This is a genomic window from Halomonas cibimaris (genome assembly GCF_055379665.1).
On the sequence record NZ_AP043828.1, the window covers coordinates 277,857 to 304,008 of the forward strand.

21 protein-coding genes are annotated in these 26,152 nt (G+C 64.0%); 5 read left to right on the plus strand and 16 right to left on the minus strand.

Features of this window, described 5'->3' with window-relative positions; translation table 11 throughout:
* Window positions 1-59: 59 nt before the first annotated feature.
* The 4 genes from alaS to ACZ415_RS01345 form a co-directional block, all read right to left on the minus strand.
* Entirely contained in the window at window positions 60-2,669 is a 2,610-nt protein-coding gene (alaS, locus tag ACZ415_RS01330; protein WP_344702576.1) for an alanine--tRNA ligase, read from the minus strand.
* A 158-nt stretch (window positions 2,670-2,827) separates the two neighbouring features.
* On the minus strand, window positions 2,828-3,247 hold the full coding sequence (locus ACZ415_RS01335) for a regulatory protein RecX (protein WP_344702574.1): 420 nt from the start codon (window positions 3,245-3,247) through the stop codon (window positions 2,828-2,830).
* Window positions 3,248-3,300: 53 nt separating this feature from the next.
* Window positions 3,301-4,398, minus strand: a complete 1,098-nt coding sequence (recA, locus tag ACZ415_RS01340; RefSeq protein WP_344702572.1) for a recombinase RecA — start codon at window positions 4,396-4,398, stop codon at window positions 3,301-3,303.
* Window positions 4,399-4,478: 80 nt separating this feature from the next.
* Entirely contained in the window at window positions 4,479-5,003 is a 525-nt protein-coding gene (locus ACZ415_RS01345; RefSeq protein ID WP_344702570.1) for a CinA family protein, read from the minus strand.
* 147 nt (window positions 5,004-5,150) lie between these two features.
* Here ACZ415_RS01345 and mutS point away from each other — a divergent pair, with 147 nt between their 5' ends.
* The gene (gene mutS / locus ACZ415_RS01350; protein WP_344702568.1) at window positions 5,151-7,721 is read left to right on the plus strand and encodes a DNA mismatch repair protein MutS; all 2,571 of its coding nucleotides are present in this window, start codon (window positions 5,151-5,153) and stop codon (window positions 7,719-7,721) included.
* Between the two features lie 160 nt (window positions 7,722-7,881).
* Window positions 7,882-8,205, plus strand: coding sequence for a ferredoxin FdxA (gene fdxA / locus ACZ415_RS01355; protein ID WP_344703084.1), 324 nt, complete (start codon window positions 7,882-7,884; stop codon window positions 8,203-8,205).
* Window positions 8,206-8,812: 607 nt separating this feature from the next.
* Here fdxA and eno read toward each other — a convergent pair.
* The 10 genes from eno to pilM form a co-directional block, all read right to left on the minus strand.
* Entirely contained in the window at window positions 8,813-10,102 is a 1,290-nt protein-coding gene (gene eno / locus ACZ415_RS01360; RefSeq protein ID WP_344702566.1) for a phosphopyruvate hydratase, read from the minus strand.
* 72 nt (window positions 10,103-10,174) lie between these two features.
* On the minus strand, window positions 10,175-11,038 hold the full coding sequence (gene kdsA / locus ACZ415_RS01365; protein WP_344702564.1) for a 3-deoxy-8-phosphooctulonate synthase: 864 nt from the start codon (window positions 11,036-11,038) through the stop codon (window positions 10,175-10,177).
* 6 nt (window positions 11,039-11,044) lie between these two features.
* Window positions 11,045-12,709, minus strand: coding sequence for a CTP synthase (locus ACZ415_RS01370; protein WP_344702562.1), 1,665 nt, complete (start codon window positions 12,707-12,709; stop codon window positions 11,045-11,047).
* Window positions 12,710-12,846: 137 nt separating this feature from the next.
* Window positions 12,847-13,947, minus strand: coding sequence for a 3-dehydroquinate synthase (aroB, locus tag ACZ415_RS01375; protein WP_344702560.1), 1,101 nt, complete (start codon window positions 13,945-13,947; stop codon window positions 12,847-12,849).
* Between the two features lie 40 nt (window positions 13,948-13,987).
* Window positions 13,988-14,545, minus strand: a complete 558-nt coding sequence (aroK, locus tag ACZ415_RS01380) for a shikimate kinase AroK (protein ID WP_344702558.1) — start codon at window positions 14,543-14,545, stop codon at window positions 13,988-13,990.
* The gene (locus ACZ415_RS01385) at window positions 14,545-16,347 is read right to left on the minus strand and encodes a type IV pilus secretin PilQ (protein WP_344702556.1); all 1,803 of its coding nucleotides are present in this window, start codon (window positions 16,345-16,347) and stop codon (window positions 14,545-14,547) included. Before ACZ415_RS01385 ends, aroK begins: the two co-directional genes overlap by 1 nt.
* Window positions 16,348-16,401: 54 nt before the next feature.
* Window positions 16,402-16,938: a pilus assembly protein PilP gene (locus ACZ415_RS01390; RefSeq protein ID WP_344702554.1), complete on the minus strand. Its 537-nt coding sequence runs from the start codon at window positions 16,936-16,938 to the stop codon at window positions 16,402-16,404.
* Window positions 16,935-17,594, minus strand: coding sequence for a type IV pilus inner membrane component PilO (locus ACZ415_RS01395; protein WP_344702552.1), 660 nt, complete (start codon window positions 17,592-17,594; stop codon window positions 16,935-16,937). Before ACZ415_RS01395 ends, ACZ415_RS01390 begins: the two co-directional genes overlap by 4 nt.
* The gene (locus ACZ415_RS01400; RefSeq protein ID WP_344702550.1) at window positions 17,591-18,181 is read right to left on the minus strand and encodes a PilN domain-containing protein; all 591 of its coding nucleotides are present in this window, start codon (window positions 18,179-18,181) and stop codon (window positions 17,591-17,593) included. Before ACZ415_RS01400 ends, ACZ415_RS01395 begins: the two co-directional genes overlap by 4 nt.
* On the minus strand, window positions 18,178-19,242 hold the full coding sequence (gene pilM, locus ACZ415_RS01405) for a type IV pilus assembly protein PilM (protein ID WP_344702548.1): 1,065 nt from the start codon (window positions 19,240-19,242) through the stop codon (window positions 18,178-18,180). The genes ACZ415_RS01400 and pilM overlap by 4 nt, the downstream gene beginning before the upstream one ends.
* A gap of 188 nt (window positions 19,243-19,430) precedes the next feature.
* Here pilM and ACZ415_RS01410 point away from each other — a divergent pair, with 188 nt between their 5' ends.
* The 3 genes from ACZ415_RS01410 (at window position 19,431) to ACZ415_RS01420 (ending at window position 24,026) form a co-directional block, all read left to right on the plus strand.
* On the plus strand, window positions 19,431-21,932 hold the full coding sequence (locus tag ACZ415_RS01410; protein ID WP_344702546.1) for a penicillin-binding protein 1A: 2,502 nt from the start codon (window positions 19,431-19,433) through the stop codon (window positions 21,930-21,932).
* A gap of 136 nt (window positions 21,933-22,068) precedes the next feature.
* Complete coding sequence (ubiU, locus tag ACZ415_RS01415; protein ID WP_344702544.1) at window positions 22,069-23,064, plus strand: ubiquinone anaerobic biosynthesis protein UbiU; 996 nt, start codon at window positions 22,069-22,071, stop codon at window positions 23,062-23,064.
* A gap of 38 nt (window positions 23,065-23,102) precedes the next feature.
* Window positions 23,103-24,026 carry a U32 family peptidase gene (locus tag ACZ415_RS01420; protein ID WP_344702542.1) on the plus strand — a complete coding sequence of 308 codons (924 nt, stop codon included), beginning with the start codon at window positions 23,103-23,105 and terminating at the stop codon, window positions 24,024-24,026.
* Between the two features lie 14 nt (window positions 24,027-24,040).
* Here ACZ415_RS01420 and ubiT read toward each other — a convergent pair whose 3' ends face one another.
* Together ubiT and hemN are read right to left on the minus strand one after the other, a co-directional pair.
* The gene (gene ubiT, locus ACZ415_RS01425; RefSeq protein ID WP_344702540.1) at window positions 24,041-24,514 is read right to left on the minus strand and encodes a ubiquinone anaerobic biosynthesis accessory factor UbiT; all 474 of its coding nucleotides are present in this window, start codon (window positions 24,512-24,514) and stop codon (window positions 24,041-24,043) included.
* 19 nt (window positions 24,515-24,533) lie between these two features.
* Window positions 24,534-25,919, minus strand: a complete 1,386-nt coding sequence (gene hemN, locus ACZ415_RS01430) for an oxygen-independent coproporphyrinogen III oxidase (RefSeq protein ID WP_344702538.1) — start codon at window positions 25,917-25,919, stop codon at window positions 24,534-24,536.
* Between the last annotated feature and the right edge of the window lie 233 nt (window positions 25,920-26,152).

Genomic DNA, 26,152 nt, shown 5'->3' on the forward strand with positions numbered 1-26,152 from the left:
AACGAAAAAGACAGGCAGAGACAAACAGGGCCGGGGCAGCCCCGCCCCGGCCCTGTTTTTCAGCGTAGCGCGTTTTCCAGCCAGGCCGGCACGCTGTCAAGCGCCTGTGGCAGCGCTTCCGGCCGGCTGCCGCCGGCCTGGGCCATATCCGGCCGGCCACCGCCTTTGCCGCCCACCTGGGAGGCGACGTGGTTGACCAGCTCGCCGGCTTTGATCCGGCCGGTCAAATCCTTGGTGACCCCGGCAATCAGACTCACTTTCCCGGCGTTTTTGTCGGCTGCCCCCAGCACGATGACCCCGGAGCCCAGCTTGTTTTTCAGCTGGTCCAGCATGCCGCGCAAATCCTTGCCGGAGACGCCGTCAAGCTCGGTGGCCAGCAGCTTGACGCCGGCCACCTCGCAGACCCGGCCGAGCATGTCGCTGCCGGCGGCGCTGGCAAGCTTGGCGCGGGCCTGCTCCAGCTCTTTTTCCAGGGTGCGGTTGCGCTCCAGCAGCGCCTCGACCTTGGTCTCGACCTGCTCGGGCTTGGCTTTCAGCCGCTCGCCGAGGCGGTGTACGCAGGCCTCCTGTGCGTGGAAGTAGGCCAGCGCGGCTTTGCCGGTAATCGCCTCGATACGGCGCACGCCCGAGGCAATGCCGGCTTCGCTGACGATGTGAAAGCAGCCGATATCGCCGCTGCGCGCTACGTGAGTGCCGCCGCAAAGTTCGATGGAAAAATCATCAGCGCCGATGGTCAGCACGCGCACGCTGTCGGCATATTTGGCCTCAAAAAGCGCTGCCGCACCTTTGTCCTTGGCCTCGGCCAGGGTCATCTCTTCGACCAGGGTGGGCGCGTTGGCCAGCACCTGCTCGTTGACCCGCCGCTCGACCTCCGCCAGCTGCTCGGCCGTCATGGACTCAAAGTGGCTGAAGTCAAAGCGCAGCCGCTCGGCGGTCACCAGCGAGCCCTTTTGCTGGACGTGATCGCCCAGCACCAGCCGCAACGCCTTGTGCAACAGATGCGTCGCGGAGTGGTTGCGCACCGTCGCCTGGCGCAGGGTAGCGTCTACCTCGGGGTGCGCCTCGGCGCCGACGGTCAGGGTGCCTTCTACCATCACGCCCTGATGCAGGTGATGGCCGCCCTGCTTTTGCGTGTCGGTGACCTGGAAGTGCCCGCCGGCCACAAACAGATAGCCGGTATCGCCGGCCTGGCCGCCGGACTCGCCGTAAAACGGCGTGCTGTCAAGCACTACAATGCCTTTCTGACCGGCCTCCAGGGCGGCCAGGTCGTTGCCTTCGGCATCAACCAGCGCTACCACCCGAGCGTCGCCCGAGAGCTGCTCGTAGCCGGTAAAGCGCGTCTCGCCTTCGATATCCACCGCGGCGGTATAGTCGGCGCCGAACTGGCTGGCCGCCCGGGCGCGCTCGCGCTGGGCCTCAAGCTCGCGCTGAAAGCCCGCCTCGTCGGGCGCCACGCCGCGCTCGCGGCAGACATCCGCGGTCAGGTCAAACGGGAAGCCGTAGGTGTCGTAAAGCTTGAACACGGTTTCGCCGGGCAGTACATCGCCGGCAAGCTCGTCGAGGGCGGCGTTCAAAAGGCCCATGCCGTGCTCCAGCGTGCGGGCAAACTGCTGCTCTTCCTTGAGCAGGATGCGTTCGATCTGCTCGCGCGTTTCACGCAGCTCCGGGTAGGCGTCGCCCATCTCGGCGTCAAGCGCGGCCACCAGGGTATGGAAAAACGGCTCGGCAGCGCCCAGCTTGTGGCCGTGGCGCACCGCCCGGCGGATGATGCGGCGCAGCACGTAGCCGCGGCCCTCGTTGGACGGCATCACACCGTCGGCAATGAGAAACGCACAGGAGCGGATGTGGTCAGCGATCACGCACAGCGACGGCGCCTGAGTATCATCGTGGCCGGTCGCCTTGGCGGCTGCCTTGAGCAGGTTCTGGAACAGGTCGATTTCGTAGTTGGAGTGCACGCCCTGCATCACCGCGGCCACTCGCTCAAGCCCCATGCCGGTGTCAATGGACGGCTTGGGCAGCTCGTGCAGCGTGCCTTCAGCGTCGCGGTCGTACTGCATGAACACCAGATTCCAGATCTCAATGTAGCGGTCGCCGTCTTCCTCGGCGCTGCCGGGCGGCCCGCCCCAGACGCCTTCGCCGTGATCAAAAAAGATCTCGGAGCTGGGCCCGCAGGGGCCGGTGTCGCCCATCTGCCAGAAGTTGTCTTCGTCGAGCTTGGAAAAACGCTCAGGGTCCACGCCGATCTCGTCTTTCCAGATGCGCTCGGCCTCGTCGTCGCTTGTGTGCACGGTCACCCAGAGCTTTTCCGCCGGCAGCCCCAGAGTCTCGGTGAGAAACGTCCAGGCGTAGCGGATGGCGTCGCGCTTGAAATAGTCGCCGAAGCTGAAGTTGCCCAGCATTTCAAAAAAGGTGTGGTGGCGGGCGGTATAGCCGACGTTGTCCAGGTCGTTGTGCTTGCCGCCGGCGCGCACGCAGCGCTGGGCCGAGGTGGCGCGCACGTAGGGGCGCGGATCGCGACCCAGAAACACGTCCTTGAACGGCACCATGCCGGCGTTGGTAAACAAAAGCGTCGGGTCGTTACCCGGCACAAGCGGGCTGGTCGGCACAACGGTATGGCCGTTTTGCGCGAAAAAATCCAGAAAGGCCTGTCTGATGTCTGCGCTTTGCATAGGGTATCCGTAACGAGAAAGCGTGATGCCCCAGGGCGCTTGATACGCTACCCGCCGGGGTCGCAAAACGCCATTATAGCGAACTTGGGCGCCGACTAAAGCCGCCGTGCAACGCAAGCGCCGCATCCGACAGGTCCGGCAGGCGCGCTAAGGCGGCGTTAAAGGCAGGCCAGCGCATGGCGAATCTGGTCAAATTCAAAGCCCCGGGAGGCCAAAAAGCGCTCCCGGCGGGCGCGCTCTTTGGGGGAATCACCGGGGGTGGAGAAACGCCGGGCCAAGGTGTCCGCGGCCAGCGCAAACCAGTCAACGTTTTCTTGCGCCTCCACCTCGGCAATCGCTCGGCGCTGCACCTCGGATGCCACGCCGCGCTGAGAAAGCTCGCTTTTGATACGCCGCACGCCCTGGCCGCGCAGCACCCGGGCACGCACAAAGCTTTCGGCAAAGCGCGCATCGGACTGCAGCCCCTGCTCGGCCAGGGTATCCAGGCAGTCGGCAATGACGCCCGACTCGACACCCTTGCGCGCCAGGCGGTGCTCCAGTTCGGCCCGGGCATATTCGCGCCGGGCCAGAAAGTTCATCGCCATCTCCCGGGGAGACGGCGAACCATGCTGAAAGCCTGACGGAGCCACGCTTACAGCGGCTCTTCACCGCGCGGCGCGGTGGGCTCTTCGGCCGCTTTCTTGTCCTTTTTATCCTTGCCCGCGCCGGCCGGCTCTTCTTCCTTTTTGGGCTCGGGCTGCGCCAGCAGCTGGGCGCGGATCTGGGATTCGATCTCTTCCATGGTATCGGGGTTGTCTTCCAGGTATTGGGCGGCGTTGGCCTTGCCCTGACCGATTTTCTTGCCCTGGTAGCTGTACCAGGCGCCGGCCTTGTCGACCAGGCTGCACTGTACGCCAAGGTCGACCACTTCGCCGGCGTGGTAGATGCCCTTGCCGTAAAGAATCTGGAATTCGGCCTGGCGGAACGGCGGCGCGACCTTGTTTTTAACCACTTTCACCCGGGTTTCGTTGCCGGTCACCTCGTCGCCGGACTTCACCGAGCCGGTACGGCGAATGTCCAGGCGCACGCTGGAGTAGAACTTCAGCGCGTTGCCGCCGGTGGTGGTTTCCGGGCTGCCGAACATCACCCCGATCTTCATGCGGATCTGGTTGATGAACACCACCATGCAGTTGGCGTTTTTGATATTGCCGGTAATCTTGCGCAGCGCCTGAGACATCAGCCGCGCCTGCAGGCCAACGTGGGCATCGCCCATTTCGCCCTCGATCTCGGCGCGCGGGGTCAGGGCTGCCACGGAGTCGATGATGATCACATCAACGCCGCCGGAGCGTACCAGCATGTCGGTGATTTCCAGCGCCTGCTCGCCGGTATCCGGCTGGGAAACCAGCAAATCGTCAAGGTTGATGCCGAGCTTTTCGGCATAGCTTGGGTCAAGGGCGTGCTCGGCGTCGACAAAGGCGCAGACTTTGCCCTGCTTTTGCGCCTGGGCGATCACCGATAGCGTCAGCGTCGTCTTGCCCGACGACTCCGGGCCGAAAATCTCCACGACGCGACCGTAAGGCAGCCCGCCGATGCCCAGGGCAATATCCAGCCCCAGCGAACCGGTGGACACCGACGGCATGGCTACCCGGGGCGCATCGCCCAGACGCATAACGGTGCCTTTGCCGAACTGTCGATCGATCTGGCCAAGCGCGGCTTCCAGCGCCTTGCTGCGGTTTTGATCCTGAGCCATTCAGTACTTCCTCTCTATAGGCTGTATAATTAACCAGCATTATGCCAAAAAAATGCCGACAAACAAAGGCCGTCCCCGCGTTACGCTGCCTTGTTGTATCCGTCCAGCGCTTCTACCAGCCGGGCCATGGCCTGACGCACGGCTTGTTCGCGCACGGCCTGACGGTCGCCGGGAAAATGCAGACACTCCGCTCGCGGGTTTTGCTCGCTGCCCCAGGCAAGCCACACCGTGCCTACCGGCTTGTCGTCGCTGCCGCCGCCGGGGCCGGCCACGCCGCTCACCGCCACGCCGATATCGGCACCGCTTGCCCGGCAGGCACCGGCCACCATCGCCTTGACCACCGCTTCGCTGACCGCGCCGTGATCGTCCAGCGTAGCCTGGCTTACGCCGAGCATGCGAGTTTTGGCCGCGTTGGCGTAGGTAACAAAGCCGCTGGCAAAGTAGGCCGAGCTGCCCGCCGCCGAAGTAATGGTTTCGGCGATACCGCCGCCGGTACACGACTCAGCGGTGGTGACCTCAACGCCGTGCTCGCAGCAAAGCTTACCCAGCCGCTGGGCCAACAGCGATAGATCCAGGTTTTTCAGGCTCTCAACGCTTGGCGCCATGCGCCCTCCTTCATGTCGTGGGTGGGTTGGGCGTAGAATACCCGCATACGTTGACTCAACGAAACGTCTGTCACGCATTACGCCCGTTCATCCGCCTACGCCCGCCGGGCATGCAGGTGCCCCGGCGCCGCCAACGTCAGGATAGCCATGACCACCACGACCCCGGCGCACACGCCGATGATCGCGCAGTATCTCAACATCAAACGCGACCACCCCGACGTTTTGCTGTTTTACCGCATGGGGGATTTCTACGAGCTGTTTTTCGACGACGCCCGCCGTGCCGCCGCGCTGCTGGACATCACCCTGACCCAGCGCGGCAAGTCCGGCGGCCAGACCATTCCCATGGCGGGCATTCCCTACCATAGCGCCGAAGGCTATCTGGCACGACTGGTCGCGGCCGGCGAATCGGTGGCGATCTGCGAGCAGATCGGCGACCCGCATGCCAGCAAAGGCCCCATGGAGCGCCGCGTGGTGCGTATCGTCACGCCCGGCACGCTCCACGACGAAGCGCTGCTCGACGCCCGAAAGGATAACCTGCTGGCCGCCGTTGCCCCCGCGCGTGATGCCTGGGGGCTTGCCTGGCTGGAGCTTTCCAGCGGGCGCTTTTCGGTGCTGGAAGTGGAAAGCGAAGCGGAGATGCTCGCCGAGCTTACGCGGCTGTCCCCGGCGGAGCTGATTTTGCCCGAGAGCATGGCGCTGCCCGACGCGCTTGCCAACCATCGCGGCCTGCGCCGCCAGGGCGAGTGGCTGTTTGACGCCGAAAGCGCCACGCGCATTCTCTGCCGCCAGTTCGCGGTCAACGACCTGCGCGGCTTTGGCTGCGCGCATCTGCACGCCGCGCTGATCAGTGCCGGGGTGCTGATCGACTACGCCCGGGACACCCAGCGCTCGGCTCTGCCCCACGTCAACGCCATCGGCGTGGAAAGCCGCGATGACACCGTGGTCATCGACGCCGCCAGCCGGCGCAACCTGGAAATCGACCAGAACCTCGCCGGCGGGGCCGACAACACCCTGGCAAGCATTATGGATACCTGCACCACGGCCATGGGCTCAAGGCTGCTCAAGCGCTGGCTGAATCGTCCGCTGCGCCAGCGCGACGTGGTTAGCGCCCGCCAGGCCGGCGTGGCGCTGCTGGGCGCTGACGCCGCCTGGATGGCGCTGCGCGACACGCTCGCCGGGGTGGGTGACGTAGAGCGCATCCTCGCCCGGGTGGCGCTTTACAGCGCCCGCCCCCGGGATCTCGCCCGGCTGCGCGATGCGCTGGCCACGCTGCCGGATCTCGAACGCGACCTCAGCGCGGTGGAAAACGGCAGCGCGCTGGACGCGCTGCGCCCGCACATCACGCCCTACCCCGACATCGCCGATACCCTGGAACGGGCGATCATCGACAACCCGCCGGTGGTGCTGCGCGACGGCGGCGTCATCCGCGAAGGCTTTGACGCCGAGCTCGACGAGCAGCGCGGCATGGCTGAAAACGCCGGGGAATACCTGGTGCGGCTGGAAACCCGGGAGCGCGAGCGCACCGGCCTTGCCAACCTCAAGGTCGGCTACAACCGCGTACACGGCTACTACATCGAGCTGCCCCGGGCCCAGGCCCGGGAGGCGCCGGCGGACTATATTCGCCGCCAGACGCTGAAAAACGCCGAGCGCTTTATTATCCCCGAGCTCAAGGAGTTCGAGGACAAGGCGCTGTCGGCCAAATCCCGAGCGCTGGCCCGGGAAAAACACCTCTACGACGCGCTGCTGGAAACGCTCAACGCCGAGCTTGACACCCTGCAGGCCACTTCCCGAGCGCTGGCCGAGCTGGACGTGCTGTGCACCTTTGCCGAGCGCGCCGAGACGCTTGGCTGGATACGCCCCACCCTGACCGACAAAACCGGCCTTGCCATTCACGCCGGACGCCATCCGGTCGTCGAGCAGGTCAGCCGCGAGCCGTTTGTGCCCAACGACGTAGCGCTTAGCGCCGAGCGCCACATGCTGGTGATTACCGGGCCCAACATGGGCGGTAAATCCACCTACATGCGCCAGACAGCGCTGATTGCCCTGCTCGCCCACTGCGGCAGCTTCGTGCCCGCGGATAGCGCCGACATCGGCCCGCTGGACCGCATCTTTACCCGCATTGGCTCATCGGACGACCTGGCCGGCGGGCGCTCGACGTTTATGGTGGAAATGACCGAAACGGCCAACATTCTGCACAACGCCACCGCCCAGAGTCTGGTGCTGATGGATGAAATCGGCCGCGGCACCAGCACCTTCGACGGCCTGTCGCTTGCCTGGGCCAGCGCCGAGCACCTGGCGGACACCCGAGCGCTGACGCTGTTCGCCACCCACTACTTCGAGATGACCGCGCTGCCCGAACAGCGCAACGGCGTGGCCAACATCCACCTGACGGCCACCGAGCACGGCGAGGATATTGTGTTCATGCACCGCATCGAAGACGGGCCGGCAAGCCAGAGCTACGGGCTCCAGGTCGCACGGCTTGCCGGCGTGCCGGCGCCGGTGCTGCAACGAGCCCGAGAAAAGCTCGGCACCCTGGAGCCGCCGGACGATGCGTCAATGACCGCCCAGCCAAGCGTCGAAGCGCCGGCTTGCCGGCAAACCGATCTCTTTGCCCAGGCGTCACATCCGCTCATCAAGGCGCTGGAAACCCTCGACGTGGATGACATTTCGCCGCGCCGGGCGCTTGAGCTGTTATATGAATGGCAGGGCCGTCTGTAATATACTTCCGGGCCACCAACGTGCGGGCAAAGCACCCGGAACACGCTGCCCTATCGGCGCCCGGCGCCGACTTTTACCTGCTTCGCCGCGTTTGCCTTTTACAACGTGACTGATGACCAGCGGCCGAACCAACGCTTGGCCGCGCAAGAGGGATACCGCGATGACGTTTGTCGTGACAGAAAATTGCATCCAGTGCAAATACACCGACTGCGTGGAAGTCTGCCCTGTGGACTGTTTCTACGAAGGGCCCAACTTTCTGGTGATTCACCCGGATGAGTGCATTGACTGCGCGCTGTGTGAGCCAGAATGCCCGGCCGAGGCCATTTTTTCTGAAGATGAGCTACCCAAGGGGCAAGAGCAGTTTATCGAGATCAACGCTGAGCTGGCAGAAGAGTGGCCCAACATTGCCGAAAAGAAAGACCCGCTGCCCGACGCCGAGGCGTGGGACGGCAAGAGCGGCAAGATCGACAAGCTTGAGCGCTGAGGGCTTTGCCTGATCGCCGGCTGTGACCGGCGATCAGGCATAAAAAAAGCGGCCCGCAGGCCGCTCGCTTCCAGCATTCCTCTGGCGCTTCCTGTGCCAGACCCCGACGCTTCCCCGAAGGGTTTTCGTCGACGTTGTCCCTTGGCGCTTTCCCTGCCGGGGCCGACGGTTCCTGTCTCACCCGGCGCGCCTTGATCACACGTTACAGCGTGGTGCTGCACTGTGCGTATGCGTCGTCGCGCTTGCGCGCGGCGCTGGCATCCTGCCTGCGAGCTGTCTTTTCCAAGCGCTTTCTCTTCCAAGAAGCTTCTTTTTCAAAAGCCCGCTCTTCCAAGAACGTGCTTTTCCAAGCACATGCCGGCTTGTTCGCTCTCCGGCTCGCTTTTCCTGTGCACAGTATCTGCATATTACGCATACACTTCAAGACCGCCAGAAACACAAAGGGCGAGCCGTTTCGGCCCGCCCTTTACGCTGACGTTGTATAAACAAGCAGTTATCGGCTTTCGCAATCGCGGCTCGGCGCATTAAGCGCGATTATCGCCGCTCTGTGTAAGCAATATCTTACATAAAAAGAGACATCGCCGCCGCTTTTTCTGGCCGCCCGGCTCTACTGGCCTTTGATGGCCTTGCGCCCGGGATACACCGCGCCTTCCAGTTCAGACTCGATGACCAGCAGCCGATTATATTTGGCCACGCGATCCGAGCGGCACAGCGAACCGGTTTTGATCTGGCCGGCCGCGGTTGCCACCGCCAGATCGGCAATGGTGGTGTCTTCGGTCTCGCCGCTGCGGTGGGAAATGACCGCGGTAAAGCCGGCGTTCTGCGCCATTTTGATGGCGTCCAGCGTCTCGGACAGCGAACCGATCTGGTTGAACTTGATCAGAATCGAGTTGCCGATGTGCTCGTCGATGCCGCGCTTGAGAATCCGGGTGTTGGTCACAAACAGGTCATCCCCCACCAGTTGAACCCGCTCGCCCAGCCTGTCGGTCAGCGCTTTCCAGCCGTCCCAGTCGGACTCGTCCATGCCGTCCTCGATAGAGACGATCGGATAGTCCTCGCACAGACCGACCAGGTAGTCGGTAAAGCCGTCGGCGTCGTAGCGCTTGCCTTCGCCGGCCAGATGGTACTGGCCGTTGTCGTAGAACTCGCTGGAAGCGCAGTCCAGCGCCAGGGTAACGTCGTCCCCCAGCGTGTAGCCCGCCGCTTCCACGGCCTGCTTGATCACGGCAAGCGCCTCGGCGTTGGACGCAAGGTTCGGCGCAAAACCGCCCTCGTCGCCAACCGAGGTGGAAAGGCCGCGCTCGGCAAGCACCTTTTTCAGCGCGTGGAACACTTCGGCGCCGACGCGCAGCGCTTCGCTGAAGCTTTTGGCGCCCACCGGCTGAATCATGAACTCCTGGATATCCACGTTGTTATCGGCATGCTCGCCGCCGTTGAGGATATTCATCATGGGCACCGGCATGCTGTACACGCCCGGCGTGCCGTAAAGCTCGGCGATGTGGGCGTAAAGCGCCACGCCCCTGGCGCTGGCCGCGGCCTTGGCGGCGGCCAGCGACACCGCCAGAATGGCGTTGGCGCCCAGCGTGGCTTTGTTGTCAGTGCCGTCGAGCTCCAGCATGGTGCGATCCAGAACACGCTGGTCGCAGGCGTCCAGGCCGATAAGCGCCTCGCGAATCCTGCCGTTGACCGCGTCTACTGCCTTTTGCACGCCCTTGCCCAGGTAGCGGGCCTTGTCGCCGTCGCGCAGCTCAAGCGCTTCACGCGAGCCGGTAGAGGCCCCGCTCGGCGCACAGGCATCGCCGGTGGCACCGCCGGCCAGGTACACCGTGGCAAACACCGTGGGATTGCCCCGAGAATCCAGCACTTCCAACGCGCGAATATCAACAATCTTGCTCATCAAGGTGTCCTTTTTATCGTGACCGAAAAGGTCTTGTCTGTGGCGCACGGCAAACCCGAGCCGGCAGTGCGATTAGCCGGTGGTCAGCGGGGCAAACCCCTTGACCGCTTCGTCCAGCGTGGCGAGCTGGCGCAAAAACGGGGCCAGCTGCTCCAGCGGCAGCGCACAGGGGCCGTCGCAGCGGGCGCGGTCCGGGTCGGGGTGGGCTTCCAGAAAAAGCCCGGCAAGCCCGGTGGCTACGCCGGCCCGGGCCAGCTCAGCCACCTGGGCGCGGCGGCCGTCGGCGCCGTCTGCGCGCCCGCCGGGGCGCTGCAGGGCGTGGGTAACGTCGAAAAACACCGGGTAGCCGGTTCGTTTGAGCTCGCCGAAACCGAGCATATCCACCACCAGGTTGTTATAGCCGAAGCTTGTGCCGCGCTCGCACAGCATGAGCCGGTCATTGCCCGCCTCGCGGCACTTGGCAATGATGTGGCGCATCTCGTGCGGGGCGAGAAACTGCGGCTTTTTGATGTTGATCACAGCACCGGTTTGCGCCATGGCCACCACCAGATCGGTCTGACGGGCGAGAAACGCCGGCAGCTGGATGATATCCGCCACCTCGGCGGCGGGAGCGGCCTGCCAGGGCTCGTGCACGTCGGTGATCACCGGCACGCCGTAGCGCGCCTTGATGTCGGCGAGCATCTGCAGCCCTTTTTCCAGCCCCGGCCCGCGAAACGCGTGGATGGAGCTGCGGTTGGCCTTGTCGAAGCTGGCCTTGTAGACGTAGGGCATCGAAAGCGCCCGGGTAGCCTCGACAAAAGCGCAGGCCACCTCGTCGGCCAGCGCCGCAGACTCCAGCACGTTCATTCCGCCCAGCAGCATCAGCGGCAGCGAATTGGCAGCGCGCAGGCCGGCGACTTCAACACAGCGTTCGTCAACGTCGAGCAGCTGGCTCATGCAGGACTACTCCTGGTGCGCGGCTTTTGCCGAATGGGCGCGGGTGCGGGCGGTCTTGTGCTCGACCGCTGCGCTGATAAACCCGCTGAACAGCGGATGGCCGTCCCGGGGCGTTGAGGTGAACTCCGGGTGGAACTGACAGGCCACATACCAGGGATGTTCGGCAAGCTCGACGACTTCCACCAGCGTGCGGTCAACGCTGCGCCCGGAAACGATCAGCCCGGCTGCCTCCAGCCCTTCAACGAACTGGTCGTTGACCTCAAAGCGGTGGCGATGACGCTCGACGATTTCATCGGCGCCGTAGGCATCGCGCGCTCGGGTGCCCGGCTCCAGGCGGCAAATCTGGCCGCCCAGGCGCATGGTGCCGCCCAGATCCGAGGCGGCGTCGCGCAGCTCGATCTTGCCTTCGGCGTTGAGCCATTCGGTAATCAGCCCCACCACCGGGTGCTGGGTATCGTGGGTGAACTCGGTGGAGTTGGCGTCTTCCCAGCCGGCGACGTGACGGGCAAACTCGATCACCGCCACCTGCAGCCCCAGGCAGATGCCCAGATAAGGTACCTTGTTTTCCCGGGCAAACTGCGCGGCCATGATCTTGCCTTCCACGCCGCGTTCGCCAAAGCCGCCGGGGACCAAAATGGCATCCTTGCCCGCCAGCCGCTCGGTGCCGTGGCGCTCGATGTCCTCGGCGTCAACGTAGTCGATGTTGACCTTGATGCGCCCTTGAATGCCGGCGTGAATCAGCGCTTCGTTGAGCGACTTGTAGGCATCCAGCAGCTCCATGTACTTGCCCACCATGGCGATGCTCACCGATTTCAGCGGGTTGAGCTTGGCGTCAAGCACGTGAATCCACTCGGTCAGGTCGGCTTCACCGGCGTCCAGGCGCAGCTTGTCGCAGACGATATCGTCCAGGCCGTGCTCGTGGAGCATCAGCGGGATGCGATAGATCGTGTCGGCGTCCTGAAGCGGCACCACGGCGCGCTCTTCTACGTTGGTAAAAAGCGCGATCTTGCGCCGCTCGGCTTCCTCGAGCTCGACTTCGCTGCGACAAATCAGGATATCCGGCTGGATACCGATGGAGCGCAGCTCCTTGACGCTGTGCTGGGTGGGCTTGGTCTTGGTTTCCCCGGCGGTGGCGATGTAGGGCACCAGCGTCAGGTGCATATAGATCGCCCGGCTGGCGCCCAGCTCGCTTCTGATCTGGCGGATGGCTTCAAGAAACGGCAATGATTCAATATCGCCTACGGTGCCGCCGATTTCCACCAGCGCCACGTCGAAGCCTTCGCCGCCGGCGTAGACCCGACGCTTGATCTCATCGGTAATGTGCGGGATCACCTGCACCGTGCCGCCCAGGTAGTCACCGCGGCGCTCGCGGCGCAGTACGTGCTCGTAGACACGCCCGGTGGTGAAGTTGTTGCCCTGGGTCATCCGGGTGCGAATGAAGCGCTCATAGTGGCCCAGATCCAGATCCGTTTCGGCGCCATCCTCGGTGACGAATACTTCACCGTGCTGAAAAGGGCTCATGGTGCCCGGGTCGACGTTGATGTAGGGGTCGAGCTTGAGCATGGTGACCTTGAGGCCGCGCGCTTCAAGGATCGCCGCCAGCGAGGCGGAGGCGATGCCCTTGCCAAGAGAGGACACAACGCCGCCGGTCACGAAGATATATCGTGTCATGGAAAACCTGTCGAAACGTGATCAGAAGGCACGGCAGAGAGCCACGCCAGGATGGGGCGGCAGAATAGCAGAATCGCCGATAAGGCTCAATTTGCCGGTGGACAAAACGCCTTCAGCCGCAAGACACGAAGCGCTGCTTATGGATAGCCGTCCAACAGGTCGTCGAGCGTCGCAGCCGGCGTCTCAGCGCTGATGCAGGCCTCCCCCGGCGCGCGCAGCAAGACCAGGCGCAGCGTATCGTCAATGTTTTTCTTGTCTCTTCGCATGTGCGTCAAAAACGCCTCGCGGCCCATGCCGCGCGGGGGGTCAAGGGGCAGCCCGGCGGCTTGAATCACGGCCCGACAGCGCTTGAGCGCGCCGGCATCGATCCAGCCCAATCGGTGGGAAAGCGCCGCCGCCATGGCCATGCCCGCGCCCACGGCTTCGCCGTGCAGCCAGGCGCCGTAGCCCTGCTCGGCCTCAATGGCGTGGCCGAAGGTGTGGCCCAGGTTCAAAAGCGCGCGCACGCCCTGTTCGGTTTCATCTTCGGCCACTATCTCGGCTTTGATCGCACAGCTTCGGGCAATGGCGTAGGCCAGCCGATCGCCGCTGCCGTCACGCAGCGCGGCCATGTTGGCTTCCAGCCAGGCGAGAAAGTCGGCGTCGCGGATCAGACCGTATTTGATGACCTCGGCCAGGCCGGCGGAAAGTTCGCGCGCCGGCAGCGTAGCCAGGGTGTTGATATCTACCACCACGGCCCGGGGCTGCCAGAACGCGCCGATCATGTTCTTGCCCAGCCGATGGTTGACGCCGGTCTTGCCGCCCACCGAAGAGTCCACCTGGGCCAGCAGCGTGGTGGGCACCTGAATAAACGCCACTCCGCGCTGGTAGCTGGCGGCGGCAAAGCCGGTCATGTCGCCGATGACGCCGCCGCCCAGCGCAATCAGCGTACAGCGGCGGTTGAAGCCGGCCTCAAGCAGCGCATCCCAAATACGCTCGACGTATTCCACCGACTTGTAGGCTTCGCCGTCGGGCAGCACCACCGTGCGCACGTCCAGCCCGGCGGGCAGCGCTGCGCGCAGGGCATCCAGATACAGCGGGGCGACGGTCTCGTTGGTGACAATCATCACCTGCCGGCCGGCCAGGTACGGCGCAATGGCGTCGGCGCGGCCGATCAGGCCGGTGCCGATATAAATGGGGTAGCTGCGCGCCTCCAGGGCAACGCTGAGCGTGCGCAACACGCCGTCGATGGGCTTCATGGCATTACCTCAAGCGATTGAAGGGGCGAAACGGCAGCGATCAGGGCGCTGCTCGGGTATCGCTGTGCTGCAGCGGGTCCGCCAGCCGCCGCACACGGCGCAAAATGTCGTTGACCACGGAACGGGGCCCGCGCCGGTCGGTGCGAACTATCAGATCTGCCGTGGCGCGATACAGCGGGTCGCGCCGGGCATACATGGCGTTCAGCACCTGCTCGCGGTTGTCACACTGCAAAAGCGGCCGGCTGCGGTCCCGGGCGGTACGCCTGAGCTGCTGTTCGACGGTGGTGAACAGATACACCACCGTGCCGCGCTCGCGCAGGGCGCGGCGGTTTTCTTCACGCAGCACCGCGCCGCCGCCGGTGGCCAGCACAACGTCTTCACGCCGGGTCAGCTCGTCGATCATGTGCATTTCCCGCTGGCGAAAGCCGGCCTCGCCTTCCACATCGAAAATCCACGGAATATCAGCACCGCAGCGCGCCTCGATCACGTGGTCGCTGTCGAGAAATTCCCGGGACAGCTCACTTGCCAGCAAGCGGCCGATGGTGCTTTTGCCGGCCCCCATGGGGCCAATTAAAAAAAGATTGGGTACCTGCTGCATTAGCGAACCGCCAGACCATCGTCGAGAAGCCGTGGAGTGATAAACACCAGCAATTCTACCTTTTCGTTGCGCTTTTCGGTAGAACGAAACAATTTGCCGATCACCGGCAAATCCCCCAGCAGCGGCGTCTTGGCAACCTGGCGCAGCTCTTCGGTGCTCAAAATACCGCCAAGCACCACGGTCTGGCCGTTATCCACCAGCACCTGGGTTTCGATGGTGTTGGTGTCGATGGGCGGCTCGCCGTCGAATTCAGAGTCGCGAAAGCTGTCTTTGTTGATCACAAGATCCATGATGATGCGATCATCCGGGGTGATCTGCGGGGTAACCTCCAGCGAGAGGTTCGCCTCTTTGAACTCGGTGTCCGGGTTATCGTTGCCGTCTACGCTCTGGTAGGCCCGCTCTTCCCCCTGGCTGATGGTCGCCTTGCGCCGGTTGGCCGTAATAATGCGCGGCTGGGAAATGGTCTGGCTTTTGCCTTCGCTTTCCAGCGCCTTGAGTTCAAGGTCCAGCAAGATATCGCCGGACAGGTAGCCAAATCCGAAGGTGGTAGCGCCGCTGCCCCCGGGCCCCATGTCGACAGAAAGGCCGTTGTTTTCCCGGGCGCCTGATGCGGTAACCGCGCCGCTAAGGTCGACATTGCCGTTGCTGCTGCCGGAGGACAGGCCCCATTTAACGCCCAGTTCCTGAGAGGCTGAATCCCGGGCAATCACAATGCGCGCCTCGATCTGCACCTGGCGCACGGCCACGTCCAGACGATCCAGCGTATCGATAATCACGCCAAGCTGCTCGGCGGTATCCTGCACCATCAGGGTGTTGGTGCGCTGGTCAACGGCGACGCGGCCGCGCTCGGTCAGCAGGCCAAATCCGCTGCGGCCGCCGCTGACCTGCCCAAGGGTCTGCCCGCTGCGGCCGGCCTGGGTCTGGCCGGCACTACGCCTCTCGCCTGCATCAGGGCTTTCGCTTGCCGTACTGCCGCCGCGCAAAAGCTGTGCCAGATCCTCTGCGCGGGCGTATTTGATCTCGATAAAGCGCGTCTGCAGCGGCGCCAGGGTTTGCTGCTGGGTACGCGCCTGCAGCCGCTGGCGCTCCATCTCGGCAAGTTCTTCCGCCGGCGCTACCACCATTACATTGCCGTTTTTACGGCTGGCAAGCCCCTGGCTTTGCAAGATCAGCTCCAGCGCCTGGTCCCAGGGCACGTTGTTCAAGTTCAGCGTAACCCGGCCGTCGACGCTGTCGCTTGCCACAATGTTCAGGCCGGTAAAGTCGGCAAGCGTCGAGAGCACGGCGCGAACCTGAATATCCTGGAAGTTCAGGCTCAACCGCTTGCCCGAATACTGCGCCTTCCCGCCGGCATCGGGCGCTGAAGGCGCGTTTGGCAGCGCCGTCCCGGCCGGCTCGATCACCACGGTGACGACACGGCCGCTGTGCGACGTCACCATGGCGTAGGGGCCGTCGATGCTCAGCTGCAGCCGGGTGCTGCCAGGGCTGACCTGGGGCACGATACGCGTCACCGGCGTGCCGAAATCCGTTACGTCATAGATCTGGTTGAGCGCGGCGGGCAGCGGGCTGTCACCCAGGTCCACCACAACGCGATTATTGCCGCTTTTGCTCACCTCCGGGCGCACGCCGCCGTGCTTAAACGTAATCGCCAGCCGGCCGGCATCTGCCGGGCCGCGGTGAAAATCGATATCCTCCACCGCCGCTCCCGGCTGCGCCACGGCCGGCTGGGCGCCCGCCGCGCTCAGCCACAGCGCGGCGCATACCAGCCGTAACACTCCGGCCTGCCGCCGTATTATTGTCATCAGCATGTCTTGTCCAACGTTGGTAGCGTCATTTTGTTGATAGGGCACGCGCCGTCACGCGCCGTTTTCATCGCGTGCAAGCGCCATGTCAACACGGCGCTTTTGCCAGCCTTTGCGCGGGGTAAAAATGCGCTCCACCACCACCAGCCGGCGCGGCGCAATCTCATCAACCCGGCCGAAGTTGACGCCTATATAGCTGCCCACGCGCACCGCCGTCACATCTCCCTGGGGCGTTTGGATCAGCGCGCGCTGGCGTTCGCCCATGTGCATGGTGCCGACCAGCTCAAGCTCGGGTAGCGGATAGCGCTCCAGCGGTTCCGGCGTGCGGTTTTGATCGGGGGCCAGCTCGCCGTCAAAGGTTTTGCTGACATTCTGGCGCGCCAGCTCTTGCGGCGCCATGAACGGGCTGCGCTGGCCGGCGTAGGCGTAGTCGACCGGGGTATACACCGGCATGGCCGGCACGCTGACGCTGGCCGGCTTGTCGGCGGCGCGCTGCATGTCGTCAAGCCTTGCCGAAAGCCGGTCAAGCCCGGGATCGGTACAGCCGGCGACCAGCATGACGACAGCCGCCATGGCCAGCAGGCGCATCATGGCCCCTGCTCTTGGCTAGGCGAGCGGGCGGCAGACGACTGATAGCTATAGGTGCGCGCCTGCATGGAAAGGCTGAGCGTTGCCCCGGACGGCTCGGACAGCGGCTCAAGAATAAAGTCGTGCTGGGTGACCACGCGCGACAGAGCGGCCATTTCCGCCACGAAACCGGCAATCTGATGATAGCTGCCCCGCACCCGGATACTAAACGGGTGCTCTACGTAAAACGTCTTGTCCACCGCCGGCTTTGAGCGGATATGGTCAATGGTCAGGTGATTTTCCACCGCCGCATCGTTGATGCTGTCGAGCAGCGAGGGAATTTCCACCGACGTCGGCAGCCTTCTGCGCACTTCCTGCATCTGCGTACTCAGCTTATCCAGGCGCTTTTGTACCTGGGGCAGATAGGCCGCCTTGGCCGCCTTGGTGCGAAACGCATCGAGCAGGCGATGCTCTTGCTCTCTGGCCTGGGCAAGCGCTGCGCTGTGATCGCGCACCACCAGCCAGCACACGGCTGAAAATGCAAGCACCAGCAGCAAAGCTGCGCTGATCAGCTTTAAAAGCGCCGGCCAGCTGCCGGCTTCGCTGAGCTCAAGCGCTTGCCAGTCAACGCGCTTGAGCTGGCGCCATTCTCTTGCAAGCCGGTCTCGGGTGATGTTCACGATGGCTCCTCCCGCCGCGGCTCCGCTGCGCTTTCTGCTGGGGGGCGGTCATCCGGGGGCTGCTGCTCCACCCGGAAGCGAAACTGTCGCACGGTATCGCTTTCGCTTTCCACTTCGGAAAACTGCGGCACGCCAAACGTTGGCAGCTGGGCAATACGCCGCAGCTGTTCGGAAATCTGCCGGTCGCTACCCGCCCGGGCCGTGACGCTGACCTGGCTGCCGGTGCGCTCCAAGCGCTCGTAAACCACGCCCTGGGCGACGCTTTTGGCCACGGCATTGAACAGGCGAAGGGTCTGCAGGCGCTCTCCCTGCAGCGAAGTGAACAGCGCCAGCTGTTCGTTGAACTGCTCAACCTGGCGCTCGTAGCGCTCAACGTCTTCAATAGCGCGTTCCAGCTGCCGGGTTTGCTGGGTAATGTAGCGGTTGCGCGCCTGCTGGCTTTGCAGCGCGGCCTGATAGTATTGCGCCACGCCGAAGCCGAGTGCCGTCCCCGCGATCACCATGCCCGCCAGCCACAGCTGCATCCGGCGCGTACGCCGCTCGCGCCGCGCCTGGCGCCAGGGCAGCAGATTGATGTCTACGCTCATTGCGGCTTCCTCATGGCCAGTCCGCACGCGGTCAGCATGGCCGGCGCATCGCTGGTCAGCGCGTCCCGGTCAATATGTCGACTCACCGCCATGCGCGCAAACGGGTTTGCCACGGTTACCTGCATGCCGCTGTCCGCCGCGATACGTTCGGCAAGGCCGGGAAGCACGCTGGAGCCGCCGGCCAGCACGATTTCTCTGACTTCGTGATGCCGGCCGGCCGAGTAATACAGCTGCAGCGAACGCCCGACCTGCTGCACTATCGTGTCGAGAAACGGTTCGAGCACTTCTGTTTGATAGTCATCGGGCAGCCCGCCGTGCTTTTTGGCATAGCCGGCTTGTTGTACCGACATGTCATAGCGATGGCAGATCGCATCGGTCAGCCGGCGCCCGCCGAAGACGGTATCGCGGCTGTACACGATGTTTTCACCGCGCATGACGTGAAAAGCGTTCATCGTCGCACCGACGTCCACCAGCCCGATACAGGCGTCAGGATCACGGCTGCGCTCGCCGAGCTGCTGGCGGAGCACCTCGAAGGCACGTTCCATGGCAAACGACTCAACGTCCACCACCACCGGCTCCAGGCCGGCCAGCTCAAGCGTGTCGGTCAGCTGCGAGATATCCTGATGCCGGCAGGCCACCAGCAGCACGCGCTGCTCGTCTTCGTTCAGCGCTGACGGCCCCAGGCAGTAAAAATCGAAGGCCACTTCGTTGAACGGAAACGGAATATGATGATCCGACTCGCTGATGATGCGCGCCTCGATTTCCTCTTCGCTTAGCGAGGCCGGAAGCAGCAGCGTTTTGGTGATGGCTGAGCTGGCCGGTACGGCAACGGCGGCCTTGCGCGTGGAAGGCCGGGCATGCTTGACGGCGCGGCCAAGCACATCGGCAACCGCATCGATGTCTTGTATACGGCGCTCGTCGACGGTGCCGTCAGGCAGCGGCCGCACCGCGTAGCTTTCTACCTGGTAGCTGTGGCCTGCGGGCTTCAATTCAAGCAGCTTGACCGTCACCGAGGTAATATCAATGCCGATCAAGCCGTTTTGTCTGTTCCAAAAGCGCATGACGTTGCTAAGGCTCCGCATGTACCAGAAGATAACGATGTTACATTATTTTAACGCCGGTGATACACGCCGCCGACGCGACGGCATCAACGCTGGTGGGCAAGGCGCCGGCTTTCTATAATGTGCCGGCACAGGTGCCGGTCTTCGGCCCGACATGCTCTTTCTTTTTTCACGGGTACCCTGTTTCCATGACGTTTTTTCGCACTCTTGCGCTTTCTCTGATCGGCATACTCACCGCCCTGGCGGGAGCCGTGGCGCTGGCAACGATCGGTGCCGCTCTGTATTTTGCCCCCGGCCTTCCCGACGTGCGCCAGCTGGAGGACTTCGATCTCCACACGCCGCTGCGCATCTACACCCGGGACGGCCAGCTCATCGGCGAGTACGGCGAAGAACGGCGCATTCCCGTGGCCTATTCAGACATCCCTCAGCCGCTGATCAACGCCCTGGTCGCCGCGGAGGATCAGCACTACTTTGAGCACCCCGGCGTCGACCCCCGGGGGCTTTTGCGCGCGGCGGTGGAGCTTGCCCGCAGCGGCGGCGACATCCAGTCCGGCGGCTCCACCATTACCATGCAGGTGGCACGCAACTACCTGCTGACGCTGGATCAAACCTTTACCCGCAAGATTCGCGAGATACTGCTCGCCCTGCAGATGGAGCAGGTGCTCGACAAACAGGAAATCCTGTCTCTCTACGTCAACAAGATCTTTCTGGGCCACCGCGCCTACGGCGTGGCCGCCGCGTCCAAGACCTATTACGACCGCCCGCTGGCCGAGCTGACGCTTGCCGAATCGGCGATGATTGCCGGGCTGCCCAAGGCACCCTCGGCGTTCAACCCGCTGTCCAACCCTGAGCGTTCGCTGATTCGGCGCAACTGGATTTTGTTTCGCATGCGCGAGCTGGGCTTTATCGACCCGCAGGCCTACCAAAAGGCCGTACAGTCGCCCATCACCGCCCAGCGCTACGAAACGCAAACGGAGGTAGAGGCCGCCTACGTCGCAGAGATGGCGCGGCAGTTCGCCATTGAGCAGTTTGGTGACGCCGCCTACACCGGCGGCTACCATATATACACCACCATCGACAGCGAGCTGCAGCCGGTAGCGCGCCAATCGCTGGCCCGCGGCCTTCTGGCCTACGACCGCCGCCACGGCTTTCGCGGCCCGGAGCAGCGCGACATTCCCGCAAGCCTGGTCGAAGCCCAGGAAAACACCGCCACCCAAGGCCTTGAAGAAGAGCTTGCCGAATCGCCGGAAATCCGCGAGACCGCCCGTCAGGCCGCCGAACGCAGCCAGACCGAGGTGGAAGGCATCGAAGGCGACGTGAGCAACTGGGTCCAGGTGCTCAAGCGCACCCCGCGCTACGGCCTGCTAAAGCCGGCCATTGTGATCGGCAGCGGCGATCGTGAGATGCGCGTGCTCACCGACGACAAACAGATCCACACCCTGCGCTGGGACGGCCTGAAATGGACCGGCAAGGGCAGCGCCGAGGCGATTGCCCGGCGCGGTGATCTGGTCCGCGTTATCGACGGCGATGACAGCGCCCTGCGCCTGTCCCAGCGCCCCAACGCCGAAGGCGCGCTGATTGCCCAGCGGCCGCGCACCGGTGCGATTATCGCGCTGCAGGGCGGCTTTGACTTCAACGCCAGCAAGTTCAACCGCGCCATCCAGGCCCGCCGCCAGTCCGGCTCGATCTTCAAGCCGTTCATTTATCTGGCAGCGCTCAACGACGGCGAAATGAGCGCGGCAAGCGTGGTCAACGACGCCCCGGTGGTCGTCGACGACGGCAGCGACTCGCTGTGGCGGCCGGTGAACTCCAGCCGCGACTTCAACGGCCCCATGCGCCTGCGCCCGGCGCTGGCGCGCTCGCGCAACCTGGTTACCATCCGCATTTTGCAGAGCATGGGGCTTGGCTACACCATCAACTTTCTTGAACGCTTCGGCTTCAACCCGGAACACCTGCCCCGGGGGCTATCGCTGGCGCTGGGCAGCGCCAGCCTGACGCCGCTGGAAATGACCAACGCCTATGCCATTCTTGCCAACGGCGGCTTCAAGGTCGCGCCCTGGTACATCAAGCACATCGTGCGCGATGAGAAAAGCGGCAAAACCGAGGTATACAAAGCCGACCCCGTGGTCGCCTGCCGCGACTGCGCCGACGATCAGCAAAGCGTCGAAATCGAAGGCAGCACCTACACGGTTGCCCAGCGCATCGCCGACCCTGAGGCGGTCTACATCCTGCGTGATATGCTGCGCGGTGTGATCGAGCACGGCACCGGCCGCGGCGCGCTGACCCTTGAGCGCGGCGACATCGTGGGCAAGACCGGCTCCACCAACGCCCTCCGGGACGCCTGGTTTGCCGGCTTCAACGGCAATATCGCCACCGCCGTCTGGGTGGGCAAGGACAGCAACCAGACCATCGCCGAATACGGCTCCCAGGCGGCTTTGCCAATCTGGAAAGCCTTCATGGGCCGTGCCCTGGAAGGCACGCCTGAAGCCTGGCCGGACAAGCCCGAAGGCGTGGTCAAGGCGCGCATCGATCCGGATACCGGCCTGCGCCTGCGTTCGGGCCAGCCCGGCGGCATCAGCGAGCTGTTTGACGCCGATCACCTGCCCGGCTATCAGCCCCGGCGCATCAGCCGCGAGCTGGAAAAGGCCAGCGGCTCTCAGGGCTCCGGCACCGCCGAGTCGATTTTCTAGCCTTTCGGGCCAGGCCGGGGTGTCGGCGCACCCTGCAATATCGTGCGCCGCTTCCCTGCAGGGCATGACCTGTGTCAACCGCTTCCGGCAGGACCTCTTTTACCATGACGGGCTTACCTGTAACGGGAGACGTATCATGGAGCTTGTCTGCCCGGCCGGCAATCTACCCGCGCTCAAGCGCGCCATAGATGAAGGTGCCGATGCCGTTTATTTTGGTTTTCAAAACACCACCAACGCACGCCAGTTTGCCGGACTGAACTTTACCGACAAGCGCGCCCGTGAGGGCATCGACTATGCCCACGCCCGGGGCAAGCGAGTGTTCTGCGCGATCAACACCTACCCCCAGCCCGACGGCTGGGCCATGTGGACCCGTGCGGTGGACGACGCCGCCGCGCTTGGCGTTGACGCGCTGATTCTCGCCGACATGGGGCTTTTGGACTACGCCGCCCGGCGCTATCCCGATCTTTCTCGCCACCTTTCCGTGCAGGGCTCGGCCACCAGCCATGAAGCGCTGCGCTTCTACCACGAGCAGTTCGGCATCAAGCGCGCGGTGCTGCCCCGGGTGCTGTCGATTACCCAGGTGCGCGATCTGGCCAAGCACTCGCCGATAGAGCTTGAAGTGTTTGCCTTTGGCAGCCTTTGCATCATGGCCGAGGGGCGCTGCTATCTGTCGTCGTATCTCACCGGCGAGTCGCCCAACACCCGAGGCGTGTGCTCGCCGGCGGCCCACGTACGCTGGGAAGAAACCGACTCAGGGCTTGAGTCGCGGCTCAACGGCGTGCTTATCGACCGCTACGGCCCGGGCGAAAACGCCGGCTATCCGACTTTGTGCAAGGGCCGCTTTGAAGTCGAAGGCGAGACCTACCACGCCATCGAAGAACCCACCAGCCTGAATACCCTGGAACTTCTGCCCGAACTTGCCGAGCTGGGCATCAGCGCGGTGAAGATCGAGGGCCGTCAAAGAAGCCCGGCCTACGTCTCCAAGGTCGCCGGCATCTGGCGCTCGGCGATTGATCGGCTGGACGCCGCCCCCGGACGCTTTCATCCCGATCCGGCCTGGATTGCAGGGCTTGGCGAGGTTTCCGAGGGCTCCACCACCACCCTTGGCGCCTACGAACGCCGCTGGAAATAGCTCTTTGAAAAATAGCTCTTTGAAAACGGGAGGAAGACATGGCTGATCGCTCTGATTCACCGCTGCGCCTGGCGCTGGGGCCGGTGCTGTTCTACTGGACCCGGGAGCGCTACGCGCAGTTTTACCGCGACGCTGCCGACTGGCCGGTGGATATCGTCTATCTCGGCGAGTCGGTGTGCTCGCGCCGCCGGGACATGAAGCTTGACGACTGGCTGGGAATCGGCCGCGAGCTTGCCCAGAGCGGCAAGGAAGTGGTGCTTTCCAGCCAGACGCTGATCGAGTCCGAAGCCGACCTGCGCGATCTGCGCAAACTGTGCGACAACGGCGAGTTTTGCGTGGAGGCCAACGACCAGAGCGCGGTGCAGCGCTGCGCCGGCGCGGGCCTTGCATTTGTCGGCGGCGCGGCGCTCAACCTGTACAACGCCGCGGCCATCGGCGTGCTGGAGCGCGCGGGGATGACGCGCTTTAACGCGCCGGTGGAAATGTCCGGCGAGGAGCTGACCCGGCTGCTGGCGGACAGCCGCGAACAGGGCGTGGACGCCGCCTGCGAGGTGTTTGCCTACGGTCACCTGCCGCTGGCGTGGTCGTCGCGCTGCTTTACCGCCCGGCGCTACCAAAAGCCCAAGGACCGCTGCCAGTTCGTCTGCCAAAAGCATCCGGAAGGCCTGGCGCTGCGCTCTCAGGAATCAAAGGAAGTGTTTACCCTGAACGGCATCCAGACGCTGTCTGGCGCCTGCCAGGATCTGCGCCACGACGTCGCCTCTATTGCCGCATCCGGGGCAAGCGTGGCGCGCTTAAGCCCGCGCGCTGAGGGCATGGACGAGGTGGTAGCCGACTTCGATGCGGCCCGGCGCGGTGAGCTGGCGGCCCCGGATCCGCTTACGCTTATCGAGGCTGAAATCTGCGACGGCTACTGGCACGGCCGCCCGGGCATGGAGCACACCCGGGCGAATACGGCATAGCCTGATACGCACTACTACCGTGCAACCAGGGCGTCAAGGCGGCGCAGCACCTCGCCCAGACGCCCTTCGCTCAAGCCTTCCTCGCGGCCGTCGAGAAGGTTTTTCACCGTAAGCCCAAGCTCGGTGTCGCCTTCGATCATCAGCCGGCGCTGAAAGAACATCGCGTCCGGATCTTCCCGGCGCGTCGCCAGGCACAAAAACTCCCGCCAGCCGCCGCGTATGGTGGCCTCCCCGGCCTCTTTGCTCAAAACAAAGCGCGCGTCGTCGAGCGCAAGCGTCAAGCGCACGCCCAGATCTTCCACGTCAAGGGTCACCCGACGGCCTTCGAGCGCATCGAACTCGCCCTCGGCCAGCGGCTCGGCGAAAGTGCGGTTGAGCAGCGGCTCCACCGCGCGGCGCTTGAGTGCAAGCGGTACGCGCGGGTCCACCAGCGCGATCAGCCGCGCCGGTGAGGGCAGCACGCGGGCAGCAAACGGCAACGTTGACATAAAAACTCCTTGAAAGCGCTTATACCGTGCGCGAATAGCGCGCCTCGGCGGGGTTTAAATAGGCATCAAAGGCCATCGCCAGGTTGCGCATCATCAGCTGGCCGGCCGGCAGCACGTCAAGGCGGTGCTCTCCTACCTCTACCAGCCCGTCGGCCTGCATCTGTGCAAGCGATGCCAGGGCATCGGCAAAATACTCGGTGAAGTCAATGCCATGGTCGGCCTCGATGGTCTTGAAATCAAGCTCGCCGTGGCACATCAGCGTGCTGATCACGTCCCGACGCAGGCGATCGTCGTCGGTCAGGCGGTAGCCGCGCATCACCGGCAGCCGGCCGCTTTCCAGACGATGCTGATACTGGGCGGTTTCCTTGACGTTCTGGCTGTAGGTGTCGTCGACCTTACCGATGGCGGTGACCCCAAGACCGATCAGATCACAGTCGGCATGCGTCGAGTATCCCTGAAAATTACGCTGCAGGGTGCCGTTGTCCCGGGCGCGCGCCAGCTCGTCATCGGGCAGGGCGAAATGATCCATGCCGATATACACATAGCCTGCCGCCATCAGCCGCTGGATAATCAGCTCCAAAAGCTCCAGTTTGCGCTCCGGCGGCGGCATGTCTTCGTCACGGATCAGCCGCTGCGCCTTGAACAGCGACGGCAGATGGGCATAGCTGTAGGTGGCGATGCGATCCGGGCGCAGTGCCACAATCTTGTCCAGGGTGGCATCGAAGCTGGCCACCGTCTGCAGCGGCAAACCGTAGATCAGATCCACGCTGATGGAGGCGTACTCGGCATCGCGCGCCGCCTGCATCAGGCCTACCACCTGCTCTTCGCTCTGAACCCGGTTGACCGCACGCTGAACGTCCGGGTCAAAATCCTGCACGCCAAAGCTCAGGCGGTTAAAGCCCAGGGCGCGCAGCTCGTGAATCTGCTCGGCGGTGACGGTGCGCGGATCGACTTCCAGCGAGAACTCGCGCTCTTGTGGCGCGGCAAAGTGAAAGGCGTTGTCGAGCGCGACCATCAGCTCGGCCAGCTGGTCGTTGCTCAGATACGTCGGCGTGCCGCCGCCCAGGTGCAGCTGGGTCATGCGTCGGGAGGCGTCAAACAGCTCGCCCTGCAGGCGGATTTCATTTTTCAGCCAGTCCAGATATTCCGCCGCCCGCTCGCGGTTGTGGGTAATAATCTTGTTGCACGCGCAGTAGTAGCACAGGCTTTCGCAAAACGGGATATGCACGTAGGCCGACAGCGGCTTGGGTGATTCAGCGTTGTTGCTGCGCGCAGCGGCGGCGCGGTAGTCGTCTTCGGCGAAGGCCGCGTGAAACTGCGGTGCGGTAGGATAGGACGTATAGCGCGGCCCCGGGCGGTCGTATTTTTCCACCAGTGCGCGATCAAACAGCAGCTCGTCTTGCATGACATCCAGACCTTTTTCGTCTTTACGTTGGCGGCCACCACGCGGCGTGGTGGCCGCCGATTTCCCCCGGAATATACCAGCCGCGGACCGTGCGACCCGTGCGGCCGAATGCCACGCAGCCCCGGGGTAGCCACACCGTATATCTTCAGGAGCAGGCGCGCCATCTTAGGATAGACATCCGCGGGAAACCTGACCTGTGTCAACGTTCGTCGCAGTGGTGCTGCCTACCCTTG